Here is a 23,709-nt window from a genome sequence, read left to right on the forward strand (position 1 = left end):
GGTGGCGACGCTGACGGTGGACGACGCCGTCGACCTGCCCGACGTGCACGACCTGCCCGACGTGCACGACCTGCCGGGCGGGCTCGCCGCCGCGCTCGAGGCCGTGCTCATGGTCGCCGACGAGCCGATCCCCGTCGTCGAGCTCGCCGCGGCGCTCGCCGTGCCGACGGGCGAGGTCGCCGAGACGCTCGTCACCCTCGCGGCCGAGTACCGGGGCGACGACGGCGGCCGGCCGCGCGGGTTCGAGCTGCGCGAGGCGGGCGGTGGCTGGCGCGTGTACTCCGCGCCCGCGCACGCCGACGCCGTCGGGCGGTTCGTCCGGGGCGGTCAGACGGCCCGGCTGACCCAGGCGGCGTTGGAGACTCTGGCCGTCATCGCGTACCGTCAACCGGTCAGCCGGGGGCAGGTGTCCGCGGTCCGGGGCGTGAACGTCGACGGCGTGGTACGTACTCTCGCCGCGCGCGGGCTCGTGGCCGAGGTCGGGCAGGACCCGCACACGGGCGCAGGCCTGTTCGGCACCACGGGGTACTTCCTCGAGCGCATGGGCTTCTCGTCGCTCGACGAGCTGCCCCCGCTCGCGCCGCACCTGCCGGGGATGGACGATCTCGAGGGGATCGACGGGCTCGCCGACCTCCGGTCGGCCGGCTCGCGACGGCCCTCGGCGGCACAGACGCCCGACGACGCCGGGTCGACCGACCCGGCGCACGACGAGGGCACGGACGAAGGACAGCGATGAGCACAGGAGACCGACGCCGGGACGGCGACGGGTCACGTCGACGCGAGGACGCGCAGGGCCGCGACGCCGGCCGGGGCACCGGTGGCACGGGACGCGGCGCGGCCGGGAGCGGGCGTGGTGCGGCCGGGAGCGGGCGTGGCGCGGGCGGCGCGGCCGGTGCCGGTCGCGCGACCGGTGGCTCCGGTCGCGGGGCCTCAGGTCGCGGGGCCTCGGGTCGCGGCGGTACACCGGGTGGTGCCGGTCGGGGCGCGCGGGTCGGTCCCGGCGCACGGCCCGCCGCGGCGCCGCAGCAGCGCCGCGTCCAGCGCGCCGCGCCCACGGAACCGGTGCGCGACGTGCACGTCGAGGACGGCGTGCGCCTGCAGAAGGTCCTCGCGTCGGCCGGCCTCGGGTCGCGCCGCGCGTGCGAAGAGCTCATCGCCGACGGCCGCGTCGAGGTCGACGGGGTGCAGGTGCGCGAGCTGGGCGTGCGCATCGACCCGGCGACCGCCGTCGTGCACGTGGACGGGCTGCGCCTGCAGCTCGACACGTCGCGCGTCACGCTCGCGCTGAACAAGCCGCGGGGCGTCGTGTCGACCATGCACGACCCGGACGGGCGCACGTCGCTCACCGACTTCGTCGCCGACCGCTCGGAGCGGCTGTTCCACGTCGGGCGTCTCGACGCCGACAGCGAGGGACTGCTCCTGCTGACGAACGACGGCGAGCTCGCGAACCGCCTCGCGCACCCGTCCCACGAGATCGCGAAGACCTACCTCGTGACGGTGGAGGGCAAGGTCCCGGGCAACGTCGCGAACAAGTTCCTGCACGGCATCGAGCTGGAGGACGGCGTCGAGCGTGCCGACTCCTACCGCGTGGTCGACCAGGTCGCCGACCAGACGATGGTCGAGATCGTCCTGCACTCGGGCCGCAACCGGGTCGTGCGGCGCATGTTCGAGGAGGTCGGTCACCCCGTGACGCGCCTCGTGCGCACCCGCATCGGCCCGATCGCGCTCGGCAACCTGCGCCCCGGCACGACGCGCGTGCTCGGGCGCACCGAGCTCGGGACCCTCATGTCCGCCGTCGACCTCTGAGGACCGCCGAGACCTCACCACCGCACGAAGGAGCACCAGCCATGCCGGTCCGGGCGATCCGGGGCGCCACCCAGCTCGACGCCGACGAGCGCGAGCACCTCTTCGCGCGCACGCGCGAGCTGGTGCAGGAGGTGCTCGACGCGAACCGCGTCGACACGTCCGCGCTCATCTCGATCCTCTTCACGTGCACGCCCGACCTCGTGTCCGACTTCCCGGCCGCGGCCGCGCGCGAGCTGGGCCTGGGGGACGTCCCCCTGATGTGCGCGACGGAGATCGCGGTCGCGGGCGCGCTGCCCCGCGTCGTGCGCCTCATGGCCCACGCCGAGCTGGACGTCGACCGCGCCGACGTCCAGCACGTGTACCTGCACGGCGCGACCGCGCTCCGCCGGGACCTCGCCCAGTGAGCACAGCCAGCCCGGTGACCCCGGTGAGCGCGCGTGACGACGCGCGAGGAGGAGACGAGATGACGCAGGGCACGCCGAGCACCGGCGCCGGCGCCGCCGGGAGCGCCGCCGGGAGCGCCGCCGTTCCGCTGACGATCGCGATCGACGGGCCGTCCGGGTCGGGCAAGTCGAGCGTCGCGAAGGGCGTCGCACGACGGCTCGGGCTCGCGTACCTCGACACGGGCGCCATGTACCGGGCGGCGACGTGGTGGTGCCTGCACCGCGGCGAGGACCTGCAGGACACGCTGGCCGTCGCGCGCGCCGTGCGCGTCATGCCGCTCGTCGTCGGCCTCGACCCGGACGACCCCACGGTTCACGTCGACGGGACGGACGTCGGCGAGGCGATCCGCAGCACCGAGATCTCCACGGCCGTGAGCGCCGTCGCGACGAACCTCGACGTGCGCGCCGAGCTTCGCCGCGTCCAGCGCGCGGTCATCGAGGCGGAGCACGGTCCGGACGGGTTCTCCGCCGGGCGCGGCGTCGTGGCCGAGGGGCGGGACATCACGACCGTCGTCGCACCGGACGCCGACGTGCGGGTCCTGCTCACCGCGAGCGAGGAGGCGCGCCTCGCCCGCCGCTCGCTCGACGTGCACGGCACCGCGGACGCCGCGGCCGTCGAGGCGACCAGGGACCAGGTGCTGCGGCGCGACCGCGACGACTCGACGGTCTCCCAGTTCCAGGTCGCCGCGGACGGTGTCACCACGGTCGACTCCTCCGCGCTCGACCTCCCGCAGACGGTCGACGCGGTCCTCGCCGTCGTCGAGCGGGTGACCGGTCGGGCGGTGGGCCACCGCCCCGCGCCGTGAGCGGCGCGGCACCCGCACCTCGCGTCCCGTCGCACGCCGGGCCGGCGTGGTCCCGGTGGGTCGGTCGCTTCCTCGCCCGCGTGGTGTGGGCCACGCGCGTCGAGGGCGCCGAGAACGTCCCCGCCGAGGGTCCGGTGGTGCTCGCCGCGAACCACACGGGCGTCGTCGACGGTCCCGTCGTGCTCGGCGTCGCCCCGCGCCCGCTGCACGTGCTCGTCAAGGAGGAGATGTTCGTCGGGCCGATCGGCGGGGTGCTGCGCGCCGCCGGGCAGATCCCCGTGGACCGCCCGGGCGGGCGCCGGGCGCTGTCGACGGCGCTCGCCGTCCTGCGCCGCGGCGGTGCGGTGGGCGTGTTCCCCGAGGGCAACCGGGGCCGTGGCGACGCGACCGCGGCGCGCGCGGGCGTCGCGTGGCTCGCGCTCAACGGTCACGCCACGGTCGTCCCCGTCGCGGTCCTCGGCACGCGACGCACGGGCGAGGGCGTCAACCACGTCCCTGGGCTGCGCCGCCGCCTCGTCGTGCGGTTCGGGGAGCCGCTCGTCGTGGAGCGTGTCCCGGGGGTGAGCGGCAAGCAGGCGCTCGAGGACGCGAACGAGAGGATCCGGCACGCGCTCGCCGTGCTCGTCGCCGACACCGTGGCGAGCTCCGGGATCGCGCTGCCCCTGGACGACCCGAACCGCGAACGGCGGCCGACGTCGTGACGCCCGACGGTCCGGCACCCGTCCTCGGTGCCCCGCCGGCCACGCCGCGCGGTGCCGTCGGCGACCGGCCCGCGACGGGCATCCTCCTGGGCCTCGCGTCGGCGCTCGCGTTCGGCGCGAGCGGACCGTTCGTCAAGCCGCTGCTCGAGGCGGGGTGGACACCCGGGGCGGCCGTCCTCGCGCGCGCCCTGTGCTCCGCGCTCGTCCTCGCCCCGTTCGCCCTCGTCGCCCTGCGCGGGTGCCGTCGCGCGCTGCGGCACGAGTGGCGCCTCGTCCTCGGGTTCGGGCTCATCGCGGTGGCCGCGACCCAGCTGTGCTACTTCGCGGCCGTCGAGCGCCTGCCGGTCGGCGTCGCCCTGCTGATCGAGTACCTCGCGCCCGTGCTGCTCGTGGGCCTCGCGTGGGCGCGGACGCGGCGGGTCCCGCCCCGGCTCACGCTCGCCGGGTGCGCGGTCGCCGTGGCCGGTCTGGTCCTCGTCGTGGACCCGGGCGGCGCGAGCCTCGACGTGATCGGCGTGGTTCTCGCGCTCGGTGCCGCGATGGGACTGGGTGCCTACTTCGTGCTCTCCGCCCGCCCGACGACGGTCCCGCCCGTCGCGCTCGCCGCGTCCGGCCTGGCTGTCGGTGCGGTGGCGCTCGCGGCGGCGGGCGTGACGGGTCTGCTCCCGCTGCGCGCCCCGCTCGTGGACGTCCCGCTCCTCGGGTCCACGGTGCCCTGGTTCGTGCCGTTGACGGTCGTCGTGCTCGTCGCGACGGCGTTCGCGTACGTCTCGGGCGTCGCCGCGACGGTGCGCGCGGGGGAGCGGCTCGCGTCGTTCGTCGGGCTCTCGGAGGTCCTGTTCGCCGTGCTCATCGCGTGGTTGCTCCTCGGCGAGGTGCCGAGCGTCGTGCAGGGTGTCGGGGGTGCGCTCGTCGTCGTGGGCATCGTCCTCGTCCGCCTCGCGGGGACGGAACGGGTGGCGCTGGGCACGGACGCCGGGGCGGCCCGACGCGCCACCACGGCCGACGCGGAGTAGGTTCGCGCGTATCCCGTGCCGTCGGCGCGGGTCGCGCGAGGTGGCGCGGGTCCCGCGGGGGAGGAGCAGCGATGGCGGACAAGGTCACCACCGTCGACGAGTACGTCGCGTCCCTCTCGCCGGCAACGCGCGAGGTCGTCGAGCACCTGCGCGGCGTGATCCACGCGACGGTCGACGGGCTCGGCGAGCGGATCAGCTACGGCATCCCGACGTTCACGCTCGACGACCGCTACGTCGTGTACCTCGCGGGCTGGGCGCACCACGTCTCGCTCTACCCCGTGCCCGACGACGAGGACGACGACCTCGCGCGCCGGATCGCGCGCTACCGCGACGGCAAGGGCACGCTCCGGTTCCCGCTCGCGGAGCCGGTGCCGGACGACGTCGTGCGCGACGTCGTCGCGCGGCTGGCGGCGCGTCATCACGGAGCGGTCGGCTGATGCGCGGGCCCGTCTCCACGCGGTGCAGGGAGCGGCGTCCTCGCCGCGTTCGGAGAGTGCGCGCACTCCTGGGAGAATGGTCCCCATGACCACACCCGACCAGGCCCAGCCCGGCACGCCCGACGAGACCGACGCCGTCGTGCAGCCCGTGGACGGGACGACCTCCACCGCCGAGGCCGGCAGCCCGACCGACGGGTCCACGGAGACCGTCGACGACGAGGCGCGCGAGCGCGCGCTGCGCGCCGGGCTCGAGGACTACGAGCTCGAGGACACCGACCTCGCCCTCATCGACGCCGACGACCTCGACCTCGAGGACCACGAGCCCGAGGCGCCGCTGCCGGTGCTGGCCGTCGTCGGGCGCCCGAACGTCGGCAAGTCGACGCTGGTCAACCGCATCATCGGCCGCCGTGAGGCCGTCGTCGAGGACAAGCCGGGCGTCACGCGCGACCGCGTGAGCTACCCGGCGGACTGGGCCGGTCGCCGGTTCACGCTCGTCGACACCGGCGGCTGGGAGGTCGACGTCGCGGGCCTCGAGTGGAAGGTCGCCGAGCAGGCCGAGGTCGCGATCTCGCTCGCCGACGCCGTGCTCTTCGTCGTCGACGCCACGGTGGGACCGACCGCCACCGACGAGCGCGTCGTGCGTCTCCTGCGCGAGTCGGGCAAGCCGGTCGTGCTGTGCGCCAACAAGGTCGACGGCCAGTCCGGCGAGGCCGACGCCGCCTCCCTGTGGAGCCTCGGGCTCGGCGAGCCGCACCCCGTCTCGGCGCTGCACGGCCGCGGCACCGGCGACCTGCTCGACGCCGCGATGAAGGCCCTGCCGACGGAGTCGGAGCACGGCGAGCTGCGCCCCACGGGCCCGCGTCGCGTTGCCCTGATCGGCCGCCCCAACGTCGGCAAGTCGTCCCTGCTCAACAAGATCGCGGGCGCCGAGCGCGTCGTCGTCGACGAGACCGCGGGCACCACGCGCGACCCGGTCGACGAGCTCGTCGAGATCAAGGGCGTGCCGTACGTGCTCGTCGACACCGCGGGCATCCGGCGCCGCGTGCACCAGACGAAGGGCGCGGACTTCTACGCCTCGCTGCGCACGCAGGCGGCGATCGAGAAGGCCGAGCTCGCGGTCGTGCTCGTCGACGCGTCCGTGCCGCTCACCGAGCAGGACACGCGCGTCATCTCGCAGGTCGTCGACGCCGGGCGCGCGCTCGTCATCGCGTACAACAAGTGGGACCTCATGGACGAGGACCGCCGCCCGTTCCTCGAGCGCGAGATCGAGAAGGACCTCGTGCAGGTCACGTGGGCGCCGCGCGTCAACGTCTCGGCACGCACGGGCTGGCACACCGACCGGCTCGTGCCCTCGATGGAGCGCGCGCTCGACTCGTGGGACATGCGCATCCCCACGGGGCGCCTGAACGCGTTCCTCGGCGAGCTCGTCGCGGCGCACCCGCACCCGCTGCGCGGCGGAAAGCAGCCCCGCATCCTCTTCGCGACGCAGGCGTCCACGCGGCCGCCGCGCTTCGTGGTCTTCGCGACGGGCTTCCTCGAGGCGGGCTACCGCCGGTTCATCGAGCGCCGCCTGCGCGAGACCTTCGGGTTCGAGGGCACGCCCATCGAGATCAGCGTGCGAGTCCGGGAGAAGCGCAAGCGCTGACGCGGACGTCCGGAGGGGCGCCGGTCGTGCGGCGAGAAGCTCGTGTCACAACGGCGCGTGCTGTCCCGTCGGAGGGTGCATGGACGCACACGCGCAGCACCGGATCGTCGTCGTCGGAGCCGGGTACGCCGGTCTGACCGCTGCCCAGCGGCTCGCCCGCCGGCTACCCCGTGGGCAGGCGTCGGTGACGCTCGTCACCGCGTCGCCCGACTTCGTCGAGCGTCCCCGCCTGCACCAGGTCGCGACCGGACAGCGGATCGCCACGCTCTCGCTCCCCGAGCTCGTGGCGGGGACGTCCCTGCGGTTGATGGTCGCGACGGTGCAGGGCGTGGACGTCGACCGGCACGTGGTCGACCTCCCGGACGGCCCGGCCCTCCCGTACGACACCCTGGTGCTCGCGACGGGGAGCCGGATCGACACCGAGACCGTCCCGGGCGCGAGCGAGCACGCCGTCGCGCTCGACGACCGTCCCGGCGCGGAGCGCGCCGCGACGCGCGTCGAGGAGATCGCCCGAGCGGGCGGGAGAGTCGTCGTGTGCGGTGGGGGCGCGACGGGCATCGAGATCGCGGCCGAGCTCGCCGACCGCTGGCCGGACCTGAGCGTACGTCTCGTGAGCGGCTCCGACCCGGGATCCTGGCTGTCGGGGCGTGCGCGCCGCCATCTCCGATCGGTCCTCGACACGCTCGGCGTGGTTCGCACGACGGCGCGGGTCGTGCGCGTCGAGCCGGGGAGGGTCGTCCTCGCCGACGGCGCCGGGGCGGACGAGGGACGCGCGCCGGTGCCGTTCGACCTGTGCTTCTGGGGCGCGGGCTTCCGTACCTCGCCGCTCGTGGCAGGGTCCGGGCTGGCGGTCGACGGCCGCGGACGCGCCCTCGTGGACGGCACGCTCCGCTCGGTCTCCCATCCGGACGTGTGGGTCGTCGGCGACGCCGCAGCCGCGCCCGGGCCGTGGGGAGCATCGCTGGCCATGGGCTGCCGCACGGGAACCTTCACCGGGCCGGCCGCGGCGGACGCGGTGACCGCGGTGCTCACGGGGAGCGAGCCCCGACCCCTGAGGTTCCGCTACCGGCACGAGTGCCTGAGCCTCGGGCGACGTCGTGGGCTCGTACAGCTCCTGGACCCGCAGGGCGCACCGCTCGACCGCATCCTCGTCGGGCGGGCGGCGATCGCGTACAAGAACGCCACGCTGGACGGCGCGCGATGGCTCTTCAGGCACCCGGGCCCCCTCGTGCCGCGTCGTCGGTCACTCGTCCCGCCGGTCCGCGAGATGATCGGCGCATGACCCTCGACGACGCCGCGCTCGAGCGCCTGCGCCCGCTCGCCTTCGCGGTCGCCTACCGGATGCTCGGCAGCGTGGCGGAGGCGGAGGACGTCACGCAGGACGCGATGGTCAAGGTGCTGGGCGTCGAGGACGTGCAGAACCCGGACGCGCTCGTCACCACGATCGCAACCCGGCTCAGCCTCGACGTCCTGCGGTCGGCCCGGGTCCGTCGAGAGCACTACGTCGGCGACTGGTTGCCGGAGCCGCTCGTCTCCCGCACCGTCGAGGGCTCCGCGGGAGCCGGCGACCACGCGGAGCTGGCCGACGACGTCTCGACGGCGTTCCTGGTCCTCCTCGAGAACCTCAGCCCGACGGAACGCGCGGCGTTCCTCGTGCACGACGTGCTCGGCTACTCCCACGGGGAGACCGCACAGATCGTGGGCAGGTCGGAGGCTGCGACGCGTCAGCTCGTCTCCCGCGCACGCCGCCACGTCGTCGAGCGTCGGCCGCGCTTCGAGGACGACGCGGCGCGCAGGAGCAGGCTCGTCGACCGGTTCCTCGCGGCGTGCGAGAGCGGTGAGCTCGACCTCTTCGTGGAGCTCCTCGCCGACGACGTGGTGTTCACGGGTGACGGCGGGGGCAACGTCCCGCCCGGGTTCGCCATCTCGAGGCCTGTCTCCGGCCGCGACGCCGTCGCACGGCTCCTGCTGGGCTTCACGCGACGCGGCATGCCGGTGCGCCTCGAGGCGGCCGTCGTCAACGGGGGTCCGGGCGTGGTCGCCGTGGCGGGAGCCGAGGCAGGCGGCGGGATCGTGTCGGTGCTCGGGCTCGAGGTGACGGGCGGGCTGGTCGTGCACATCCGCTCCGTGGTGAACCCCCACAAGCTGCGGCACCTGGGCCGGCTCGCGGACCTCCCGCGGCTCGCAGAGGCAGCGGGCCGCGGGCGCTGAGGGGACGGCGCTCGCGGAGGAGCGGCCGCGACGCCCGCCGTGCACCGGGTCCGCCGTGGCAGAGCGGGGCATACTCTCCTCGTGGCATCTTCCCTGGAACCGGTGCGCCGCGACGAGGTGCGCCGCCGCACCGCGACCCTCACCGCAAGAGGCCGCGCGCTGCGCCTGGGCGTCGTCCGTGACACCGCCGCGACGCGGCACGTCGTGACCTTCCTCGTGGTCGCGGTGGCCACGGTGCTCGTGACGCGCTTCCTCCTCGCTGCCTCCGGGTACCCGCAGGTGGGCGGGGGAGACCTGCACGTCGCGCACGTGCTGTGGGGCGGTCTCGGGATGGCGCTGGGCATCGTCGTGCTGCTGTCGTTCGTCGGCCCGACCCTCCGGTCCCTCGGAGCGGTGCTCAGCGGGATCGGGTTCGGGCTGTTCGTGGACGAGATCGGCAAGTTCGTCACGGCGGACAACGACTACTTCTACGAGCCGACGGCGGCGCTCATCTACGCGACCGTCGTGGCTCTCGTGCTCGTGACCGAGGCGCTGCACGGCCGACGGCGGCACCACGGCGCGGAGTACCTGGCCGTGGCCACGGACCGCGCGGTCGCGGGCGTCGCGGGCGGGTTCACCGACGAGGCGCGCGACGAGGCACGCGCTCTCGCGGCGCGCGGCCGGGATGAGCCCGGCGCGGCCGAGGTGGCTGCCCTGGTCGAGGCGGTGCCGCGCGACGTCGTGGACGTGCCCGACCCGGTACGAGCGCTCGTCCGTCGCGCGTCGGACTGGTTCACGGCCGCGCTCGAGCGGCGCTGGACGGCGGTGGTCGTGGTCGTCGCCGTGCTGGGCGTGGTCGCCGGCTCGGTCGCCGTGGCGGTGCGTGTCCTGGTGCGTGACGTCGACGTGCCCACGTGGGTCGGCGTCGGGATGCTCGCGGGCGCCGCCGCGACGGTCGCGTGCGTCGTGGCCGGGCTGCTGGCCGGGCGCCGCTCGCGCCGGGCGGGGGCGGTGTGGGTGCGGCGCGGCGTGCTGGTCTCCCTCCTGCTCACCCAGCTCCTGGTGTTCCGAGCGGTGCAGTGGGTGGGCGTGGTCGGGCTGACGGTGGACCTGCTCGTGCTGGCGGCGCTCGGGTCCGCGCTGGGGCGGGACGACGAGCGCCGCGCGAGGCCGAACGGCTGATCGGACGGGCCACCACGACGGCCGAACCCCGGGTTGTGGGTCGATCCAGGGCTGGATCGGCCGGTAACCCGGGGTTCGGCACCTCCGCGGGCGGTGCCGCGGGACGAGCGTCAGCGCATCGACGTGACGGGGAAGCCGTCCATGTCGTCGAACGACTGGTTCTCGCCGGCCATCGCCCAGACGAACGAGTAGGCGGCGGTGCCGACACCGGAGTGGACGGACCAGCTCGGGGAGATGATCGCCTCGCGGTCGCCCACGACGAGGTGGCGCGTCTCGGTCGGCTGCCCGCACAGGTGGATGACGCGCGCGTCGGCCGGCACGTCGAAGTACAGGTAGCACTCGGTCCGGCGGTCGTGCGTGTGCGCCGGCAGGGTGTTCCACATGCTGCCCGGGTGCAGCGACGTGACGCCCATGACGATCTGGCAGGACTTCACGCCGTTCTCGTGGATGTACTGGTTGAGCGAGCGGCGGTTCGACGTCACCTGGTCGCCGAGCTCGCGCACCGTGCCCTGGCCGGGCAGCGTGAGCACGGTCGGGTAGGCGGTGTGCGCGGGCGCGGAGAAGAGGTAGAACGCTGCGGGCCCGTCCTCGCCAGAAGCGTCGCTCGCGTTCGCGAAGACGACTTCGCGCACGCCGCGGCCCACGTACAGGCACGCGCCCTTCGGCAGCTCGTGCACCTCGCCGTCGGTCGTCACGGTGCCCGTGCCGCCGACGTTGACGATGCCGACCTCGCGGTGCTCGAGGAAGTACTCGCTGCGGATCTCGTCGTACGTCGGCAGCGGCAGCGGGGCGTCACCGGGCACGGCCCCGCCGAGCACGACGCGGTCGTGGTGGGTGTAGGTGACGTTCACCTCGCCCGGGACGAACAGGTCCTGGACGAGGAAGCGGTCGCGCAGCTCCTGCGTCGTCGCTCCGGTGATCTGCTCGGGGCTGGTGGCGTAACGCTGTTCCACGGGTCTTCTCTCCTGGTGGTGCGGATGGTGCTCGGTCAAGCTTCGGGAGGTTTCTCAGGCGGCTCAGCGCACGAGCCAGCCGCCGTCCACGGGGAGGATCACCCCGTGCACGTACGCGGCGGCGTCGGACGCGAGGAAGACCAGCGCGCCCGCGAGGTCGGCGGGCGTGCCCCACCGGGCGGCCGGGATGCGCTCGGCGATCGAGCGCTCGCGCGTCTCGTCAGCGCGGATCGGCGCGGTGTTGTCGGTCGCCATGTACCCGGGGGCGATCGCGTTGACGTTGACGCCGCGCGCGGCCCACTCGTTGGCGAGCGCCTTGGTCAGGCCAGCGACGGCGTGCTTGGACGCCGCGTAGCCGGGCACGAGGATGCCGCCCTGGAACGACAGCATCGAGGCGACGTTGACGATCTTGCCGCCGCCGCGCTCGAGCATGCGCCGGCCCGCGGCCTGCGACAGGTGGAACACCGCGTCGAGGTTGACCGTCAGCACGGTGTCCCAGTCCTCGACGGGGTGCTCGGCCGCAGGAGCGCGGCGGATCGTGCCGGCGTTGTTCACCAGGACGTCCACAGCGCCGAGCGCCTCCTCGACCTCCGCGACCGCGGAGCCGAGCTCGGCGGGGGTGGCCGTCGTGAGGTCGCGCTGCACCGAGTGGACGCGACGGCCGAGCGCCTCGACCTTCGCGATCGTCTCGGTGGGCACGCTGCGGTCGAGCAGCGCGACGTCGGCACCCGCCTCGGCGAGCGCGACCGCGGCGCCCTGGCCGAGGCCGCGGCTCGTGCCCGTGACGAGGGCGACCTTCCCGTCGAGACGGAACTGGTCGAGGATCATGCGCGCGCTCCTTCGGTCGTGGTGGTCGAGCTGCCGGACGTGGCCGCGCCCGCGGTCACGGGGGCCTGGTCCGCGAAGCGCGTCGTCAGCGCACCGAGGCCCGCCACGCGGATCGTCACGGCGTCGCCGTGCACCAGGGGACGGTGCGCGGCGAGCGCGTCGGGCAGCTTCTGCGGGGTGCCGGTCGAGATGACGTCGCCCGGTTCGAGCGTCATCACCTGGCTGAGGTAGTGCACGAGGTACGGCAGCCGGAACACCATCGTCGACGTGCTCTGCGACACGGTGACGACGCCGTCGCGCTCCACCTCGACGGTCAGGTCGTGGAAGTCGGGCACCTCGTCGGCGGTCACGACGGCCGGCCCGAGCTGGCCGAACCCGTCGAGGCACTTGCCCATCGTCCACTGGCTGGAGCGGCGCTGCCAGGAGCGGTCGGACACGTCGTCGAACAGCGCGTACCCGGCGACGTGGTCCATCGCGTCCTCGACGCGCACCCGGTGCGCGCGGCGCCCGATCACGACGGCGATCTCGCCCTCGTAGTCGACGTCGTCCGCGACCGCGGGGACGGTGATCACGTCGTGCGGCCCGCTCAGCGTGTTCGGCGTCTTGACGAACACGTCGGGGAACTCCGGGTCGTTCGTCCTCGGGTCCTGCCCGTCCGGGACGTGGCCCCGGTAGTTGTACCCGAGGCACAGGATCTTCCCCGGGCGGACCGGGGGAGCGAGCCGCGCGTCGTCGGCCCGGGGGAGCGCACGGAGCGCGGCCGGGTCGGCCGCGGCCTGCCCGACGGCGTCGCGCACCTGCGCGGTCAGCGCCGGGTCCGCGAGCACGTCGGTGACCGTGACGCCCGCGCCGAGCAGCGGCGCGAGGTCGAGCAGGCGGTCGCGGCCGCCGTCGGGCACGAGGGCACCGGGACGCTCGACGCCCGCGGCTGGGTGGCCCGTGCCGTCGTCCGCGACAGTGACGTGCGTGACGTGCGTGACGTGCGTGACGTGCGTGACGTGCGTGACGAGCCTCACCAGTACCTCACCCAGCCCGGGAGCGTGTGGCGCACGAGCGCCTCGAGGTAGAAGTAGTCGCCCCAGAGGCTGCCCTCGTCGACGCCGATGCTCTTGGGAGCGTCGTAGACCGAGTGCAGCAGGAGCGCGTCCGACTCGACGCCCTCGGCCGCCGGGGTGTAGCCGGTGACGAGCGCGCGGAGCATGTCGAGCGAGGCGGTCACGTAGCGCTCGCGGCGCTCGGGGTCGGTCTCGACCGCGGCGAGCTCGTGCAGCCCGCACGCGGCGATCGCGGCGGAGGAGCTGTCGCGGGGCGCGTCGCTGCCGTCGGTGTAGACGAGGTCCCAGTAGGGCACGCCGTCCGACGGCAGGTGCGCGAGGAAGTAGTCCGCGCAGCGGCGGGACGCGTGCAGCAGATCCGGGTCGCCCGTCACCCGGTGGTTCATCGCGAAGCCGTAGATGCCCCACGCCTGGCCACGGGCCCAGCACGAGTCGTCACCGGCACCCTGCTCGGTCCCACCGCGCAGGGGCTCGCCCGTGACGGGGTCCCAGTAGAACGTGTGGAAGGTCGTGTCGTCCTCGCGCACGATGTGCCGCGCGAGCTGCGCGGTGTGGCGGCGCACGGCGTCGGGGTAGCGTTCCTCGCCGGTCTGCCCCCCGGCCCACGTGAGCAGCGGCATGTTCATGAGGCTGTCGACGATGGTGCGGCCCCGCTGCGCGGGGTCGGACAGGTCGCCCCACGCCTGGAGGATGCCGGCCGGTTCGAGGAACCGCGTCATGAGGTGGTCGGCGGCGGACAGGGCCGCGGCGCGAGCCGTCTCGTCGCCGAGCAGGCGCCACGGCGCGACGCACGACAGCGTGTAGAGGAAGCCGAGGTCGTGCGTGTGCAGGTCCTCGCCCTGGTCGACGCGGCGCGCGAAGTCCGCGACGTGCCGCTCGCCTGCCGCGCGGAACGTGGCGTCGCCCGTGAGCTCGTAGGCGAGCCACTGCATGCCGGGCCAGAAGCTCGTCGTCCAGCCGCGGTTCGCGCCCTCGGCGAACTCGGGGGTCGCGGGTCGAGGCGGGTACACGTTGCCGGCGGTCGTGTCGTCGGGGTAGCGGTCGCCGAACGCGGCGATGTTGCGCCGGACGGTCGCGAGGGCGGCGTCGACGGCGGGTGCGAGCTCGGTGGCGAGCCCGGTGGCGAGCGTCATCAGGAACATCCTTCTGGTCGGGCGAGGTCGCCCGACGGTCGGTGACGTAGTCAGCAGGTGCGGCGGCGGCGAGGCAGCAGCACGGGGGGCGGGGAGAAGTCAGCGGGCGGCGGCGGCCGGCGTCGTGGCAGACCCCGTGACCGTGCCGAGGGTGGAGTGCAGCGCGTAGCGGGCGGCGCCCCACGCGACGAAGAGCAGCGGCGCGAGCGCCAGGCCCAGCCCGACGGCGGGCCGGGCCGCGACGACGGACCCGAGCATCGCGAGGACGAGCAGCGCGGGGAGCGTGAGGTACCAGCGCCGGACGCTGGCGAACAGCGACGCCCGGAGCAGGTCGCGCAGGCGCGCCGTCGGGTGGTCGGCGAGGGACGCCGTGGCGACGAGCGTCGTCACGAGCGTCAGCGCGACCAGCGTGACGAGCACCGGGATGGCGACCGCGCCGACGGCGTGGCCCCACACGGCGCGCACGTCCACGGCGAGCACCACGACCAGCGCGGTGCTCAGCGCGCCCAGCGCGACGGACCGGCGCCAGTGCTGCCGGTAGCCGCGCCAGAACGTGCGCACGACCTGCGCCGAGCCGTCCGCCGTGATCGCGCGGAACACGCCGAACGCCGCGACGAGCGCCGGCGTGCAGAACGGTGCCAGGAGGGCGAGGGCGGGCCACGACGCCGTCGGGTCCGTCGTCATGGCGAGCACCACGAGCGGGAGGCACATGACGACGACGAGGAGGTTCGTCGCGAGCCCTGCGTACACGGTGCTGAAGACGAGCTCGTACGTCTCGTGCGAGACGAGGTGGCGCCGGGGAGCGTGCGCAGAGGTGGCCATCGCGATCAGCCCTTCAGCCCGGTCGACGCGACGCCCTCGACGAAGTACCGCTGGCCGAGGAGGAAGATGATCGCGATCGGCAGGACGGACAGCACGGAACCGGTCATGATCAGCGCGTGCTCGGCGTTGTACTGGCCGATGAAGGACTTGAGACCGAGCTGGACGGTCCACAGGTCGGGGCTGCGCAGGTAGAGGAGCGGCCCGAGGTAGTCGTTCCAGGTGTTGACGAACGTCAGCAGCGTGAGGCTCGCGATCGCGGGGACGGACAGCGGCATCATGATGCGACGCCAGATCCCGTACTCGCTGAGGCCGTCGATGCGCGCGGCCTCGCTGAGCTCCTCGGGGATGGTCTCGAAGTACTGCTTCATGAGGAACACGCCGAACGCGCCGAAGGCCTGCAGGGCGATGATCGACCACAGCGTGTTCGACAGCCCGACCTCGGACATCATGATGAACTGCGGGATCATGTACGACTGCCACGGCACGGCGATGGTGCCGATGTAGAGCAGGAACAGCGCGTCGCGCCCGCGGAACCGCATCTTGGAGAACCCGTATGCCGCGAAGCTGCCGGTGAGCACCTGCAGCACCGTGACGGTCACCGACAGGATGAGCGTGTTCTTGAGCCACGACGTCATGTCGGACTTCGCCCAGATGTCGAGGTAGTTCTGCCACACGACGGGGTCGGGGATCCACTGGATCGGGATCGTGAACACCTGGTTGTTGTTCTTCAGGGACGAGACGACCATCCAGAAGAACGGCAGCAGGATCGCGGCGGCGGCGACCGCCATCGCGACGTAGCCGACGGTCCTGCCCGCGACGGACCGGGCGCGGCCGCTCGGCGGACGCAGGTCCGGGGCGAGCGTCGCCGGAGCGGCGGCAGGGGTGGGGGTGTCGAGCGTGGCCATCACGCCTCCCTCCTCTTGTTCACGAGGAACTGGACGATGGTCACGCAGATGCAGATGAAGAACAGCACGACCGCGACGGACGACGCGTAACCGAACTGGTTCTCCACGAAGCCCTTCTGGTAGATGTACTGGCTCAGCACGAGGGTCGACTGCCCGGGGCCACCGTTGGTCATGACGAGGATCAGGTCGAAGATCTTGAAGCTCCCGATCGTGAGCATCACGGTGACGAAGAACATCGTCGGGCGCAGGCCCGGGAGCGTGACGTTCCAGAACCGCTGCCACGCGTTGGCGCCGTCCATGCGGGCCGCCTCGTAGAGCTGGGCGGGCACCGTCTGCAGGCCCGCGAGGAGCAGCAGCATGTAGTAGCCCATCTCGCGCCACACGCTCACGAGGATGACGGCGGGCATGGCCCACGTGCTCGACGTCGTCCACCCGGGCGGGTTGTCGACGCCCACGGCGCGCAGGAGCTGGTTGATGGGCCCGAACTCGGGGCTGAAGAGCATGTTCCACACGACGGCGATCGCGACGATCGACGTGATGTAGGGGAAGAACGCGACGGTGCGGAAGAACGCGACGCCGCGCAGCTTGCGGTTGAGCAGGAGCGCCAGGCCGAGCGACGCGGCGAGCGTCAGCGGGATGTGGATCGCCGCGTAGTACAGCGTGTTGAGCAGCGCCGTGTGGAAGCTCGCGTCACCGACGAGGCGCTCGAAGTTGTCGAGGCCGATCCACTGCGCCGCGCCGAACACGTTCCAGCTCGTGAACGAGATGTAGAACAGCACGATCACGGGGATGAGCGTGAGCAGGGCGAAGCCGATGAAGTTCGGCAGGATGAAGCTCCACCCCACGAGGGTGTTGCGCAGCTTCAGGCGGCTTCCGGCGCGGTGGCGGCTCGTCGGCGGTCGGGACGGCGTGGCCGGCCCGTCCGTCCCGGGCTGCGACCGCTCGTCGGCGGCGATGGTCGACATCGTGGGACTCCTGTGTCTGGAAGATCGTGGTGTGCCGGCCCGCCCGGGGGCGCCGCGGTCAGCGGCGCGGCGCCCCGGACGGGTGCGGCGGAGGAACCGGGAGGCGTCAGCCGATGCCGGCCTCGGACGAGGCGCGGTCCTCGGCCTCGGGGATCGCGTCGGCGATCGGGGTGGAGCCGGACATCACGGCGGTGTGCAGGTCGTTGAGGATGTTCTGCACGGCGGCGGTGCTCGGTGCGACCGGGTTCTCCGGCTTGGTCTCGTGCGTCGAGAACGCGAACTTCGACAGGTCGTCCGTCGGGACGCCCTCGAGGCCGAAGAACGTGTCGACGACCGTGTCGGAGGAGAGCGCCGGCGTGATGCCGATCTCGGCGAGCGCCGAGGCGCCGCCCTCGCCCGCGGCGAACGCGAGGAAGTCCTTCGCGGCCTGGACCTTGTTCTCGTCGATCGCCGGGTTGATGCCGAAGGCGGTCGGGTCGCCGAACGTCACGGGGGTGGCGTCGGTGCCGGTCGTGGACTCGTCGACCTGCGGGATCGGGGCCATGCCCCACGCGAACTCGTCCGCCTCGCCGTTCTCCTGCTGCGCGATGAGCGTCGCGGCATACCACGTGCCCATCGGCATCATCGCGGCCTGCTGCGTGCCGAACTGCGCCTGGTAGGTGAGCGAGTTCGTCGTCACGGTGCCGAACGTCGGCTGGGCGCCCGCGTCCTGCAGGTCGAGCGCACGGTCGTAGAACGGCTCGAGGAACGAGTAGTCGGCGCTGTCGAGCGACGCGCCGTCGCTCTGCGCGAGGGCGAAGCCCTGCACCGTGGACTGCCACGAGTGCTGGTACGTGCCGGTCGCCGTCGAGCCGGAGCCCTGGAACGACGTCGTCAGGTCCTTCGCGGCCTGCGTGTAGTCGTCCCACGTCCACGAGCCGTCGGGCTGGGCGACGCCCGCCTGGTCGAACAGCTCCTGGTTGTAGTAGAGGATCCACGAGTCCTGGCGGTAGGGCACCGCGTAGGTCGCGCCGTCGGCCTCGTAGGCGTCGACGCCGCTCGTGCCCTCGTCGAGCTCGCCGACGACGTCGGACACGTCGAGCAGCTGCTGGCCGGACTGGTAGGTGTAGAAGTTCTTGAGGTTCTTCAGCACGTAGATGTCGGGCGCGGTGCCCGCGGCGAGGTCCGCCGTCATCTGCGTGTCGTAGTCGTTGCCGGCGGCGTACTCCTTGACCTCGACCGTGACGTCGGGGTTCTCCTCGTGGAACGCGTCCGCGATGGTCTGGAACTCCGGCGTCGACGCCAGGCTCCAGCCCGCGAGCGTGAGGGTGACGGGGCCGTCGGCCGTGGCGTCGCCGCCGGACTCGCCGGAACCTCCGCCGCAGGCGGTCAACGTGAGGGCGACCACGGCGGCGGTGCCGATCGCGATCGGTGTCGTGCGCTTCATGTTTCCTTGCTCTCCTTCGAGTTCGGCGGCCCGACGTCGGGCCTGGTCCTTTCGCCGGCAGTGGGTCGGCGGGAGGGGTGGTTCAGGGCAGGTCGGTGAGCGTGCGTTCTCCGTCCGGCCAGTGCACGAGGGCAGTGCGTCCTGCCGACGTGAGCTCGGCTTCGCTCACCAGCAGGCGCGGCGCCGAGGGGTCTGGTTCGCGGGCCGCGCCCGCGAGCGTGAGCAGCACCGCGTGCCAGCGGCCGGGCTCGACCGGGAGGTCGACCGCGTCGGCCGCGGACGCGTGCCCGAGCGGCGAGGCGTCGGTGCGGTGCTCGGTCGTGACGAGCGCGTCCGGAGCGGTGAGCGGGACAAGCGACGCGGTGAGGCCGTCGCCGTCGACGACGGGCCAGCCGCCGACGCGCAGCCGCACGGCGGTGGCGTCGACGCCGTCGGCGAGCTCGTCGACACGCACGAGGCGGACCTCCCAGGGACCGCGCACGAGCGAGACGACCGTGAGCGTGCCGGCGTCCGTCGCGACGCCGGGCAGGCCGTGGCCGTGGTCGCGGCCGTCGGTCTCGGCGTCGAGCCAGTGCGCGCGCACCACGGAGCCGGAGACGCCCACGGGCACCTGGCCCGGCGTCTCGTCGACGCGCGTCGTGAGCGCCCGCCAGCCGGTGCGGTGCGTGGCGCGACCGTCGGCGTCGGCGAGCGTGACGCTCTGCTCGACGGGCGACGTGCGGCTCGCGAGGTCGGACCAGGGCGCCGTGGCGGTCGAGTACCCGAGGCGCGCGTAGAGCGGCGAGTCCCCGATGCGGTCACCCTCGAGGGCGTGGTCCGTGCCGTGGTTGACGACGCGCACGACGCCGTCGGCCCGCGTGCCGCTGACGACCCAGCCGGGTGCGGCGACGGCGCGCAGCACGTCCTCGCGCTCGACGGGCAGCGGCTCCTCGGTCGCGGTCCACGCGGGGTGGTCGGCGGGAAGCGCGAGGCCGATCAGGCCCTTGCTCGCCCAGTACGGCGACCCCGGGCCGGTGTACGACTGCGAGATGGGCAACCACTCGTGGTGCCAGCCCTGCGTGAGCAGGCCGCGCTCGTCGGGCGCGCCGTGCTCGACGAAGTGGGACACGACGCCGGACGCGGCGCGGCGCAGCAGCCCGGGGGAGTGGGACGGGACCTCGGCGATCGCGCCGACCCAGAAGGGGGCGGCGGCCGCGAAGCGGTACGTGAGCGAGCGACCCTGCAGGAGCGGGGAGCCGTCGGCACCGACGAGCGCGAGCGCGTCGTCGAGGTAGCGGTCGAGGAGGCGCACGTCGCGCTCGCGGCGCGGGGCCGCGAGGTCCTGCGCGCCCCGCATGCGCGCCCACAGCGTGGGGTACAGGTGCAGCGCCCAGCCGGCGTAGTGGTCGTAGGAGCGCTCGGCGCCGTCCGCGAGCCAGCCGTCGGCGCGCTCGAAGCCGTCGTGCGTCGCGAGGTCGGCGGCCATCTCGTCGAGCGAGTGCGGTCCGCCGACCGAGCGCAGGAACGTCTGCACGACGAGGCGGAACCAGACCCAGTTGATGCGCGGGTAGGTGTCGTCGCCGACGGCCTCCGCCAGGTAGTCGACGAGCTGCTCCTGCACGAGCGGCGACAAGCCGTCCCAGATCCACTCGCGCGTGAGGTCGAGGACGAGGGCCAGCGAGGCGGCCTCGACCTTGGCCTGCGCGTGCTCCGACAGCCGCAGCCAGCGGTCCTGCGCGTGCGGGTCGGATCCGGCCGCGAGGCCCTGCGCGTACCACTCGGCGTAGCCGCGCGGGTCGGCGCCGCGCTCTCCCGCGAGGCGGAAGCCGGCGAGCAGGAACGTGCGGGCGAAGCCCTCGAGCCCGTCGATCGCGCGACCGTAGCCACCCTCAGGACCGGGCAGCGTGATGCGTGCGTGGCCGGGGGAGGCGAACGGGAGGACCGAGGAGAGCAGGTGGTCGCCGAAGGCCGCCCACCGTGCACGGTCCCACCCGGTGAGGGGGCTCGTGGCGAGGGCTAGGGTCGACTGCGACCGGGTGCTCTCGTACGTCATCGTGTCCTCCGTCGTGCGGTGCGCCTCCGTGCGCGGTCCGCTCTGCATGCTGGTGAGACCGATCACGTGATGTGATCGCTCACCGAACACTTCCGCAGTCAAACGTTCAGGAACGGACGGTGTCAAGCGCGGTACCCTTCTGTTATGATCGCTTCTGATCGGTAGGGCGGAACGGTCCGCCAGCGGTCACACCAGCGGTCACCACCTCGACGGAGAGAGATGCCCACCCACTTCACCGGCCCGCTCGGCGCCGCCTTCGGCCTGCGTGCCGCATCGCCGCCCGAGCGGCGAGCCGCCCTCGCCCGCCTCCTCGTCGACCCGGCCCACGCTCTCCCCGTCGCACCCGCCTCGGACCGCGCGGTCTGGATTCCCGGTCCCGGCGCCGCGCCCGGCGGTGTCGACGCCGTGACCGTCGAGGCGGTGCTCCTGCGCGCCGAGAAGGAGCGCGGGACGCCGTGGCCGCTGCCGCTCGCGAGCACCGCCGCGCGGCTGCACCGCGACGGCAACCGCACCGCGCACGAGGAGCTCGTCCTGGGCCGCCAGCGCCGCCTGTCGCGCGCCGTGGTCGCCGCCGCGGTCACGCTCGACGACGCGTGGGTCGACGAGGTCGCCGACGGGATCTGGGCGATGTGCGAGCAGAGCACGTGGTGCTGGCCCGCGCACGACGACGCGTTCGCGACCCGGGGCTGGGTGCTCCCGGACCGCGACCGTCCCTACCTCGACCTCGGCGCCGGCGAGGTCGCGGGCCAGCTCGCCTGGGCGGACCACGTGCTGGGTGACGCGCTCGACGACCGGTATCCCGGGCTGCGGGCTCGGATCCGGGCGGAGGTGCGCGAGCGCGTGCTCGACCCGTTCGTCGCGCGGCGCGACTGGCACTGGATCGGCCTCGACGGCGACGTGCACAACTGGAACCCGTGGATCCACGGGAACGTGCTCGTCGCGGCGCTGCGCCTGCTCGACGACCCCGCCGACGCGGACCTGCGCGCGCACGTCGTGGACCTCGCGGTCGAGGGGCTCGACCGGTACGTCGCGGTGCTGCCCGACGACGGCGCGATCGACGAGGGCTACGAGTACTGGTGGAACGGTGCGTGCCGCGTGATCGAGGCGCTCGACGTCCTCGCGCACGCGACCGACGGGGCGCTCGACGCGCTCGACCCGGCCGCCCCGGTGGCCTCGCTGCGCGCGACGGTCGCGTTCCCGCACCGCATGCACCTCGGCGGCGACTGGTACCTCGACCTCGCCGACGGCCGCGCGCTGCCCCCCGCGGACCAGCCGTGGCACGCGCTGCACCGAGCCGCGCGCCGCGCCGGGGACGACGACGCTCGCCGCCACGCGGCGTCGTACCGCGTGCCGGGCGCCCCCGTCGCGGACGAGGACTCCGGTCTCGGGCGGCTGCTGCGCGCGGTCACGGACGCCGCCTGGCTCACGGCCGGGCCCGCCGAGGCCCCGCTGCCCCGCGACGTCTGGCTGCCCTCGACGCAGGTGCTGCTCGCGCGCGAGCGGGCAGGCAGCCCGCGCGGCCTCACGCTCGCGATCAAGGGCGGGCACAACGGCGAGCACCACAACCACAACGACGTCGGGTCGTTCGTCGTGGCGTCCGACGGCGTCCCCGTGCTCGTCGACGCCGGTCGCCCCACGTACACCGCGCAGACCTTCGGCCCCGACCGGTATGCGATCTGGACCATGCAGAGCTCGTGGCACAACGTGCCGGAGATCGCGGGCACGCCGCAGGACGTCGGCGCGGCCTTCGCGGCGCGCGAGGTCGTCCCGGGGGACGCGGAGCTGTCGCTCGACCTCGCGGGCGCCTATGCCGTGGACGGCCTCGCGGCGTGGCGCCGCACCGCACGCCTCGAGCGCGGTGCGAGGCCCGACGAGGAGGACGGCGACGAGCGAGGTGGCCGTCGCGCCCGGGTCGTGGTCGACGACGCGTGGGACCTCGGCGCGGCGGCTCCCGCTGCGGCGGTCCTGCACCTCCTCGTGGCCGGCGAGGTCACGACGTCGCCCGGCGCGCTGCGCGTGGTCCCGCTCGACGGCGCGAGACCCGTCGTCGTGCGCTGGCCCGAGGACGTCCCGGTCGACGTGACCGTCCGGAGGCTGGACGACCCGATGCTGTCGGACGTGTGGGGCGAGACCCTGACGCGCCTGACGCTCGACGTGACGGACCGGACCGACCTGACTCTCGTCGTCGAGCAGGACGACGCCATCGACGACGATGCCATCACCCAGGAGGGGGCCCTGTGACCACGGAGGAGATGCAGCGCGCGCCGCTCGCTGCCGAGCGACGCGCGCACCTGCTCGCGTCGCTCGAGCGCGACGGCGTCGTGCGCGTCGCGGACCTGACGGAGGAGCTCGGCGTGACGGCCGTGACCGTGCGCCGCGACATCGCCCAGCTCGAGCGCGAGGGGCTGCTCGCGCGCGTGCACGGCGGCGCCGTGCCCGTCGACGGCCGCGAGAGCGGCACCGAGCGCACGCCGACCGCGACGATCGGCGTGCTCGTGCCGTCGCTCGACTACTACTGGCCGGGCGTCGTGCGCGGCATGGAGGCCGAGGCGCGCAAGCACGGTCTGCGCGTCGTGCTGCGCGGGTCGTCGTACGAGGTCGCGGACGAGCGGCCGACGATCGAGCGGCTCGTCGAGGGCGAGGACCTGCGGGGGCTGATCCTCGCGCCGCGCACGGACAGCCCGCACGCGCAGGAGCTCGTCCAGTGGCTCGCCCGCACGGACGTCCCGTCGGTGCTCGTCGAGCGCGAGGCGGCGCTCGCGCCGCACCGGGAGGCGCTCGAGTCGGTGGTGTCCGACCACGCGCTCGGTGCGCTCATGGCCGTGCACCACCTCGCGGACCTCGGACACCGCCGGGTGGGTCTCGTGCTCTCCCGCCAGTCCCCGACGTCGCGCAAGATCGCCGCCGGCTGGCGTGCCGCGTGCGCGGACCTGGGCCTGTCGTCCGAGGAGCACTTCGAGCGGCTCGCGCCCGACCGGCACAAGCCGGAGTTCGCGAAGGCCATCGCGGACGTCGTGGACACGGCGGTCGCGTCGGGCACGACGGCGCTGCTCGCCCACTCCGACCCCGAGGCCTTCGCCATCGTGCAGAGCGCGCAGGACCGCGGGATGTCGGTCCCGGGGGACCTGTCCGTCGTCGCGTACGACGACGAGGTCGCGGGCCTCTTCAGCCCGGCCCTGACAGCCGTGCGCCCACCGCGCGCGGCGGTGGGGCACGCGGCGGTCGACCTGCTCGCGAAGCGTCTGGCCGACCCGACGCGTCCCGTGCACCGCGTCGCGATCAGCCCGAAGCTCGTGGTGCGGGAGTCGACGGGGCGGGTGACCGCGGCGCGCGCCTGACCGTTCCTGCGCGGTCCTCGCGTCGA

22 protein-coding genes are annotated in these 23,709 nt (G+C 73.9%); 13 read left to right on the top strand and 9 right to left on the bottom strand.

The window, feature by feature from the left end:
* Positions 1-10 precede the first annotated feature (10 nt).
* The 11 genes from scpB to AC4H2G_RS12630 all read left to right on the top strand — a co-directional run bounded on the left by scpB (position 11) and on the right by AC4H2G_RS12630 (position 10,226).
* Positions 11-736, top strand: a complete 726-nt coding sequence (gene scpB, locus AC4H2G_RS12580) for an SMC-Scp complex subunit ScpB (protein WP_494366116.1) — start codon at positions 11-13, stop codon at positions 734-736.
* Entirely contained in the window at positions 733-1,806 is a 1,074-nt protein-coding gene (locus AC4H2G_RS12585; protein ID WP_494366071.1) for a pseudouridine synthase, read from the top strand. The genes scpB and AC4H2G_RS12585 overlap by 4 nt, the downstream gene beginning before the upstream one ends.
* Positions 1,807-1,847: 41 nt before the next feature.
* Positions 1,848-2,210 (top strand): chorismate mutase, encoded by a 363-nt coding sequence (gene aroH / locus AC4H2G_RS12590; RefSeq protein ID WP_494366072.1) that lies wholly within the window; start codon positions 1,848-1,850, stop codon positions 2,208-2,210.
* A gap of 59 nt (positions 2,211-2,269) precedes the next feature.
* Complete coding sequence (gene cmk / locus AC4H2G_RS12595) at positions 2,270-3,055, top strand: (d)CMP kinase (protein WP_494366073.1); 786 nt, start codon at positions 2,270-2,272, stop codon at positions 3,053-3,055.
* A complete protein-coding gene (locus AC4H2G_RS12600; RefSeq protein ID WP_494366074.1) occupies positions 3,052-3,756 on the top strand; it encodes a lysophospholipid acyltransferase family protein in 705 nt (234 codons plus the stop codon). The genes cmk and AC4H2G_RS12600 overlap by 4 nt, the downstream gene beginning before the upstream one ends.
* Complete coding sequence (locus AC4H2G_RS12605; RefSeq protein ID WP_494366075.1) at positions 3,753-4,772, top strand: EamA family transporter; 1,020 nt, start codon at positions 3,753-3,755, stop codon at positions 4,770-4,772. Before AC4H2G_RS12600 ends, AC4H2G_RS12605 begins: the two co-directional genes overlap by 4 nt.
* 71 nt (positions 4,773-4,843) lie before the next feature.
* Complete coding sequence (locus AC4H2G_RS12610; protein WP_494366076.1) at positions 4,844-5,209, top strand: iron chaperone; 366 nt, start codon at positions 4,844-4,846, stop codon at positions 5,207-5,209.
* An 85-nt stretch (positions 5,210-5,294) separates the two neighbouring features.
* Positions 5,295-6,854, top strand: a complete 1,560-nt coding sequence (gene der / locus AC4H2G_RS12615; protein ID WP_494366077.1) for a ribosome biogenesis GTPase Der — start codon at positions 5,295-5,297, stop codon at positions 6,852-6,854.
* A gap of 79 nt (positions 6,855-6,933) precedes the next feature.
* Positions 6,934-8,136 (top strand): NAD(P)/FAD-dependent oxidoreductase, encoded by a 1,203-nt coding sequence (locus AC4H2G_RS12620; RefSeq protein WP_494366078.1) that lies wholly within the window; start codon positions 6,934-6,936, stop codon positions 8,134-8,136.
* Complete coding sequence (gene sigJ / locus AC4H2G_RS12625; RefSeq protein WP_494366079.1) at positions 8,133-9,065, top strand: RNA polymerase sigma factor SigJ; 933 nt, start codon at positions 8,133-8,135, stop codon at positions 9,063-9,065. Before AC4H2G_RS12620 ends, sigJ begins: the two co-directional genes overlap by 4 nt.
* A gap of 81 nt (positions 9,066-9,146) precedes the next feature.
* Entirely contained in the window at positions 9,147-10,226 is a 1,080-nt protein-coding gene (locus AC4H2G_RS12630; RefSeq protein WP_494366080.1) for a hypothetical protein, read from the top strand.
* Positions 10,227-10,336: 110 nt separating this feature from the next.
* Here the strand turns inward: AC4H2G_RS12630 and kduI are convergent, their stop codons facing one another.
* The 9 genes from kduI to AC4H2G_RS12675 form a co-directional block, all read right to left on the bottom strand.
* Positions 10,337-11,179, bottom strand: a complete 843-nt coding sequence (kduI, locus tag AC4H2G_RS12635; protein WP_494366081.1) for a 5-dehydro-4-deoxy-D-glucuronate isomerase — start codon at positions 11,177-11,179, stop codon at positions 10,337-10,339.
* Between the two features lie 63 nt (positions 11,180-11,242).
* Positions 11,243-12,007 (bottom strand): 2-dehydro-3-deoxy-D-gluconate 5-dehydrogenase KduD, encoded by a 765-nt coding sequence (gene kduD / locus AC4H2G_RS12640; protein WP_494366082.1) that lies wholly within the window; start codon positions 12,005-12,007, stop codon positions 11,243-11,245.
* Positions 12,004-13,023 carry a fumarylacetoacetate hydrolase family protein gene (locus AC4H2G_RS12645; RefSeq protein ID WP_494366083.1) on the bottom strand — a complete coding sequence of 340 codons (1,020 nt, stop codon included), beginning with the start codon at positions 13,021-13,023 and terminating at the stop codon, positions 12,004-12,006. The genes kduD and AC4H2G_RS12645 overlap by 4 nt, the downstream gene beginning before the upstream one ends.
* On the bottom strand, positions 13,020-14,195 hold the full coding sequence (locus AC4H2G_RS12650) for a glycoside hydrolase family 88 protein (RefSeq protein WP_494366084.1): 1,176 nt from the start codon (positions 14,193-14,195) through the stop codon (positions 13,020-13,022). The genes AC4H2G_RS12645 and AC4H2G_RS12650 overlap by 4 nt, the downstream gene beginning before the upstream one ends.
* 99 nt (positions 14,196-14,294) lie before the next feature.
* Positions 14,295-15,017: a DUF624 domain-containing protein gene (locus AC4H2G_RS12655; RefSeq protein WP_494366085.1), complete on the bottom strand. Its 723-nt coding sequence runs from the start codon at positions 15,015-15,017 to the stop codon at positions 14,295-14,297.
* Between the two features lie 5 nt (positions 15,018-15,022).
* Positions 15,023-15,922: a carbohydrate ABC transporter permease gene (locus AC4H2G_RS12660; RefSeq protein ID WP_494366086.1), complete on the bottom strand. Its 900-nt coding sequence runs from the start codon at positions 15,920-15,922 to the stop codon at positions 15,023-15,025.
* On the bottom strand, positions 15,922-16,887 hold the full coding sequence (locus tag AC4H2G_RS12665) for a carbohydrate ABC transporter permease (protein WP_494366087.1): 966 nt from the start codon (positions 16,885-16,887) through the stop codon (positions 15,922-15,924). The genes AC4H2G_RS12660 and AC4H2G_RS12665 overlap by 1 nt, the downstream gene beginning before the upstream one ends.
* Before the next feature lie 106 nt (positions 16,888-16,993).
* The gene (locus tag AC4H2G_RS12670) at positions 16,994-18,313 is read right to left on the bottom strand and encodes an ABC transporter substrate-binding protein (RefSeq protein WP_494366088.1); all 1,320 of its coding nucleotides are present in this window, start codon (positions 18,311-18,313) and stop codon (positions 16,994-16,996) included.
* 82 nt (positions 18,314-18,395) lie between these two features.
* Complete coding sequence (locus AC4H2G_RS12675; RefSeq protein ID WP_494366089.1) at positions 18,396-20,345, bottom strand: DUF2264 domain-containing protein; 1,950 nt, start codon at positions 20,343-20,345, stop codon at positions 18,396-18,398.
* 219 nt (positions 20,346-20,564) lie between these two features.
* Here AC4H2G_RS12675 and AC4H2G_RS12680 point away from each other — a divergent pair, with 219 nt between their 5' ends.
* The gene (locus AC4H2G_RS12680) at positions 20,565-22,586 is read left to right on the top strand and encodes a heparinase II/III domain-containing protein (protein ID WP_494366090.1); all 2,022 of its coding nucleotides are present in this window, start codon (positions 20,565-20,567) and stop codon (positions 22,584-22,586) included.
* Positions 22,583-23,683, top strand: a complete 1,101-nt coding sequence (locus AC4H2G_RS12685) for a LacI family DNA-binding transcriptional regulator (protein WP_494366091.1) — start codon at positions 22,583-22,585, stop codon at positions 23,681-23,683. Before AC4H2G_RS12680 ends, AC4H2G_RS12685 begins: the two co-directional genes overlap by 4 nt.
* Positions 23,684-23,709 lie beyond the last annotated feature (26 nt).

The organism is Cellulosimicrobium sp. BMG9.23 (assembly GCF_059159985.1).

Coding starts and splice junctions, on each gene's coding strand:
- sigJ (WP_494366079.1), top strand. CDS start 8,133: ATGACCCTCGACGACGCCGCGCTCGAGCGCCTGCGCCCGCTCGCCTTC.
- aroH (WP_494366072.1), top strand. CDS start 1,848: ATGCCGGTCCGGGCGATCCGGGGCGCCACCCAGCTCGACGCCGACGAG.
- AC4H2G_RS12670 (WP_494366088.1), bottom strand. CDS start 18,313: ATGAAGCGCACGACACCGATCGCGATCGGCACCGCCGCCGTGGTCGCC.
- der (WP_494366077.1), top strand. CDS start 5,295: ATGACCACACCCGACCAGGCCCAGCCCGGCACGCCCGACGAGACCGAC.
- kduD (WP_494366082.1), bottom strand. CDS start 12,007: ATGATCCTCGACCAGTTCCGTCTCGACGGGAAGGTCGCCCTCGTCACG.
- cmk (WP_494366073.1), top strand. CDS start 2,270: ATGACGCAGGGCACGCCGAGCACCGGCGCCGGCGCCGCCGGGAGCGCC.
- AC4H2G_RS12650 (WP_494366084.1), bottom strand. CDS start 14,195: ATGACGCTCGCCACCGGGCTCGCCACCGAGCTCGCACCCGCCGTCGAC.
- AC4H2G_RS12660 (WP_494366086.1), bottom strand. CDS start 15,922: ATGGCCACGCTCGACACCCCCACCCCTGCCGCCGCTCCGGCGACGCTC.
- AC4H2G_RS12610 (WP_494366076.1), top strand. CDS start 4,844: ATGGCGGACAAGGTCACCACCGTCGACGAGTACGTCGCGTCCCTCTCG.
- AC4H2G_RS12665 (WP_494366087.1), bottom strand. CDS start 16,887: ATGTCGACCATCGCCGCCGACGAGCGGTCGCAGCCCGGGACGGACGGG.
- AC4H2G_RS12655 (WP_494366085.1), bottom strand. CDS start 15,017: ATGGCCACCTCTGCGCACGCTCCCCGGCGCCACCTCGTCTCGCACGAG.
- AC4H2G_RS12585 (WP_494366071.1), top strand. CDS start 733: ATGAGCACAGGAGACCGACGCCGGGACGGCGACGGGTCACGTCGACGC.
- AC4H2G_RS12680 (WP_494366090.1), top strand. CDS start 20,565: ATGCCCACCCACTTCACCGGCCCGCTCGGCGCCGCCTTCGGCCTGCGT.
- AC4H2G_RS12620 (WP_494366078.1), top strand. CDS start 6,934: ATGGACGCACACGCGCAGCACCGGATCGTCGTCGTCGGAGCCGGGTAC.
- AC4H2G_RS12675 (WP_494366089.1), bottom strand. CDS start 20,345: ATGACGTACGAGAGCACCCGGTCGCAGTCGACCCTAGCCCTCGCCACG.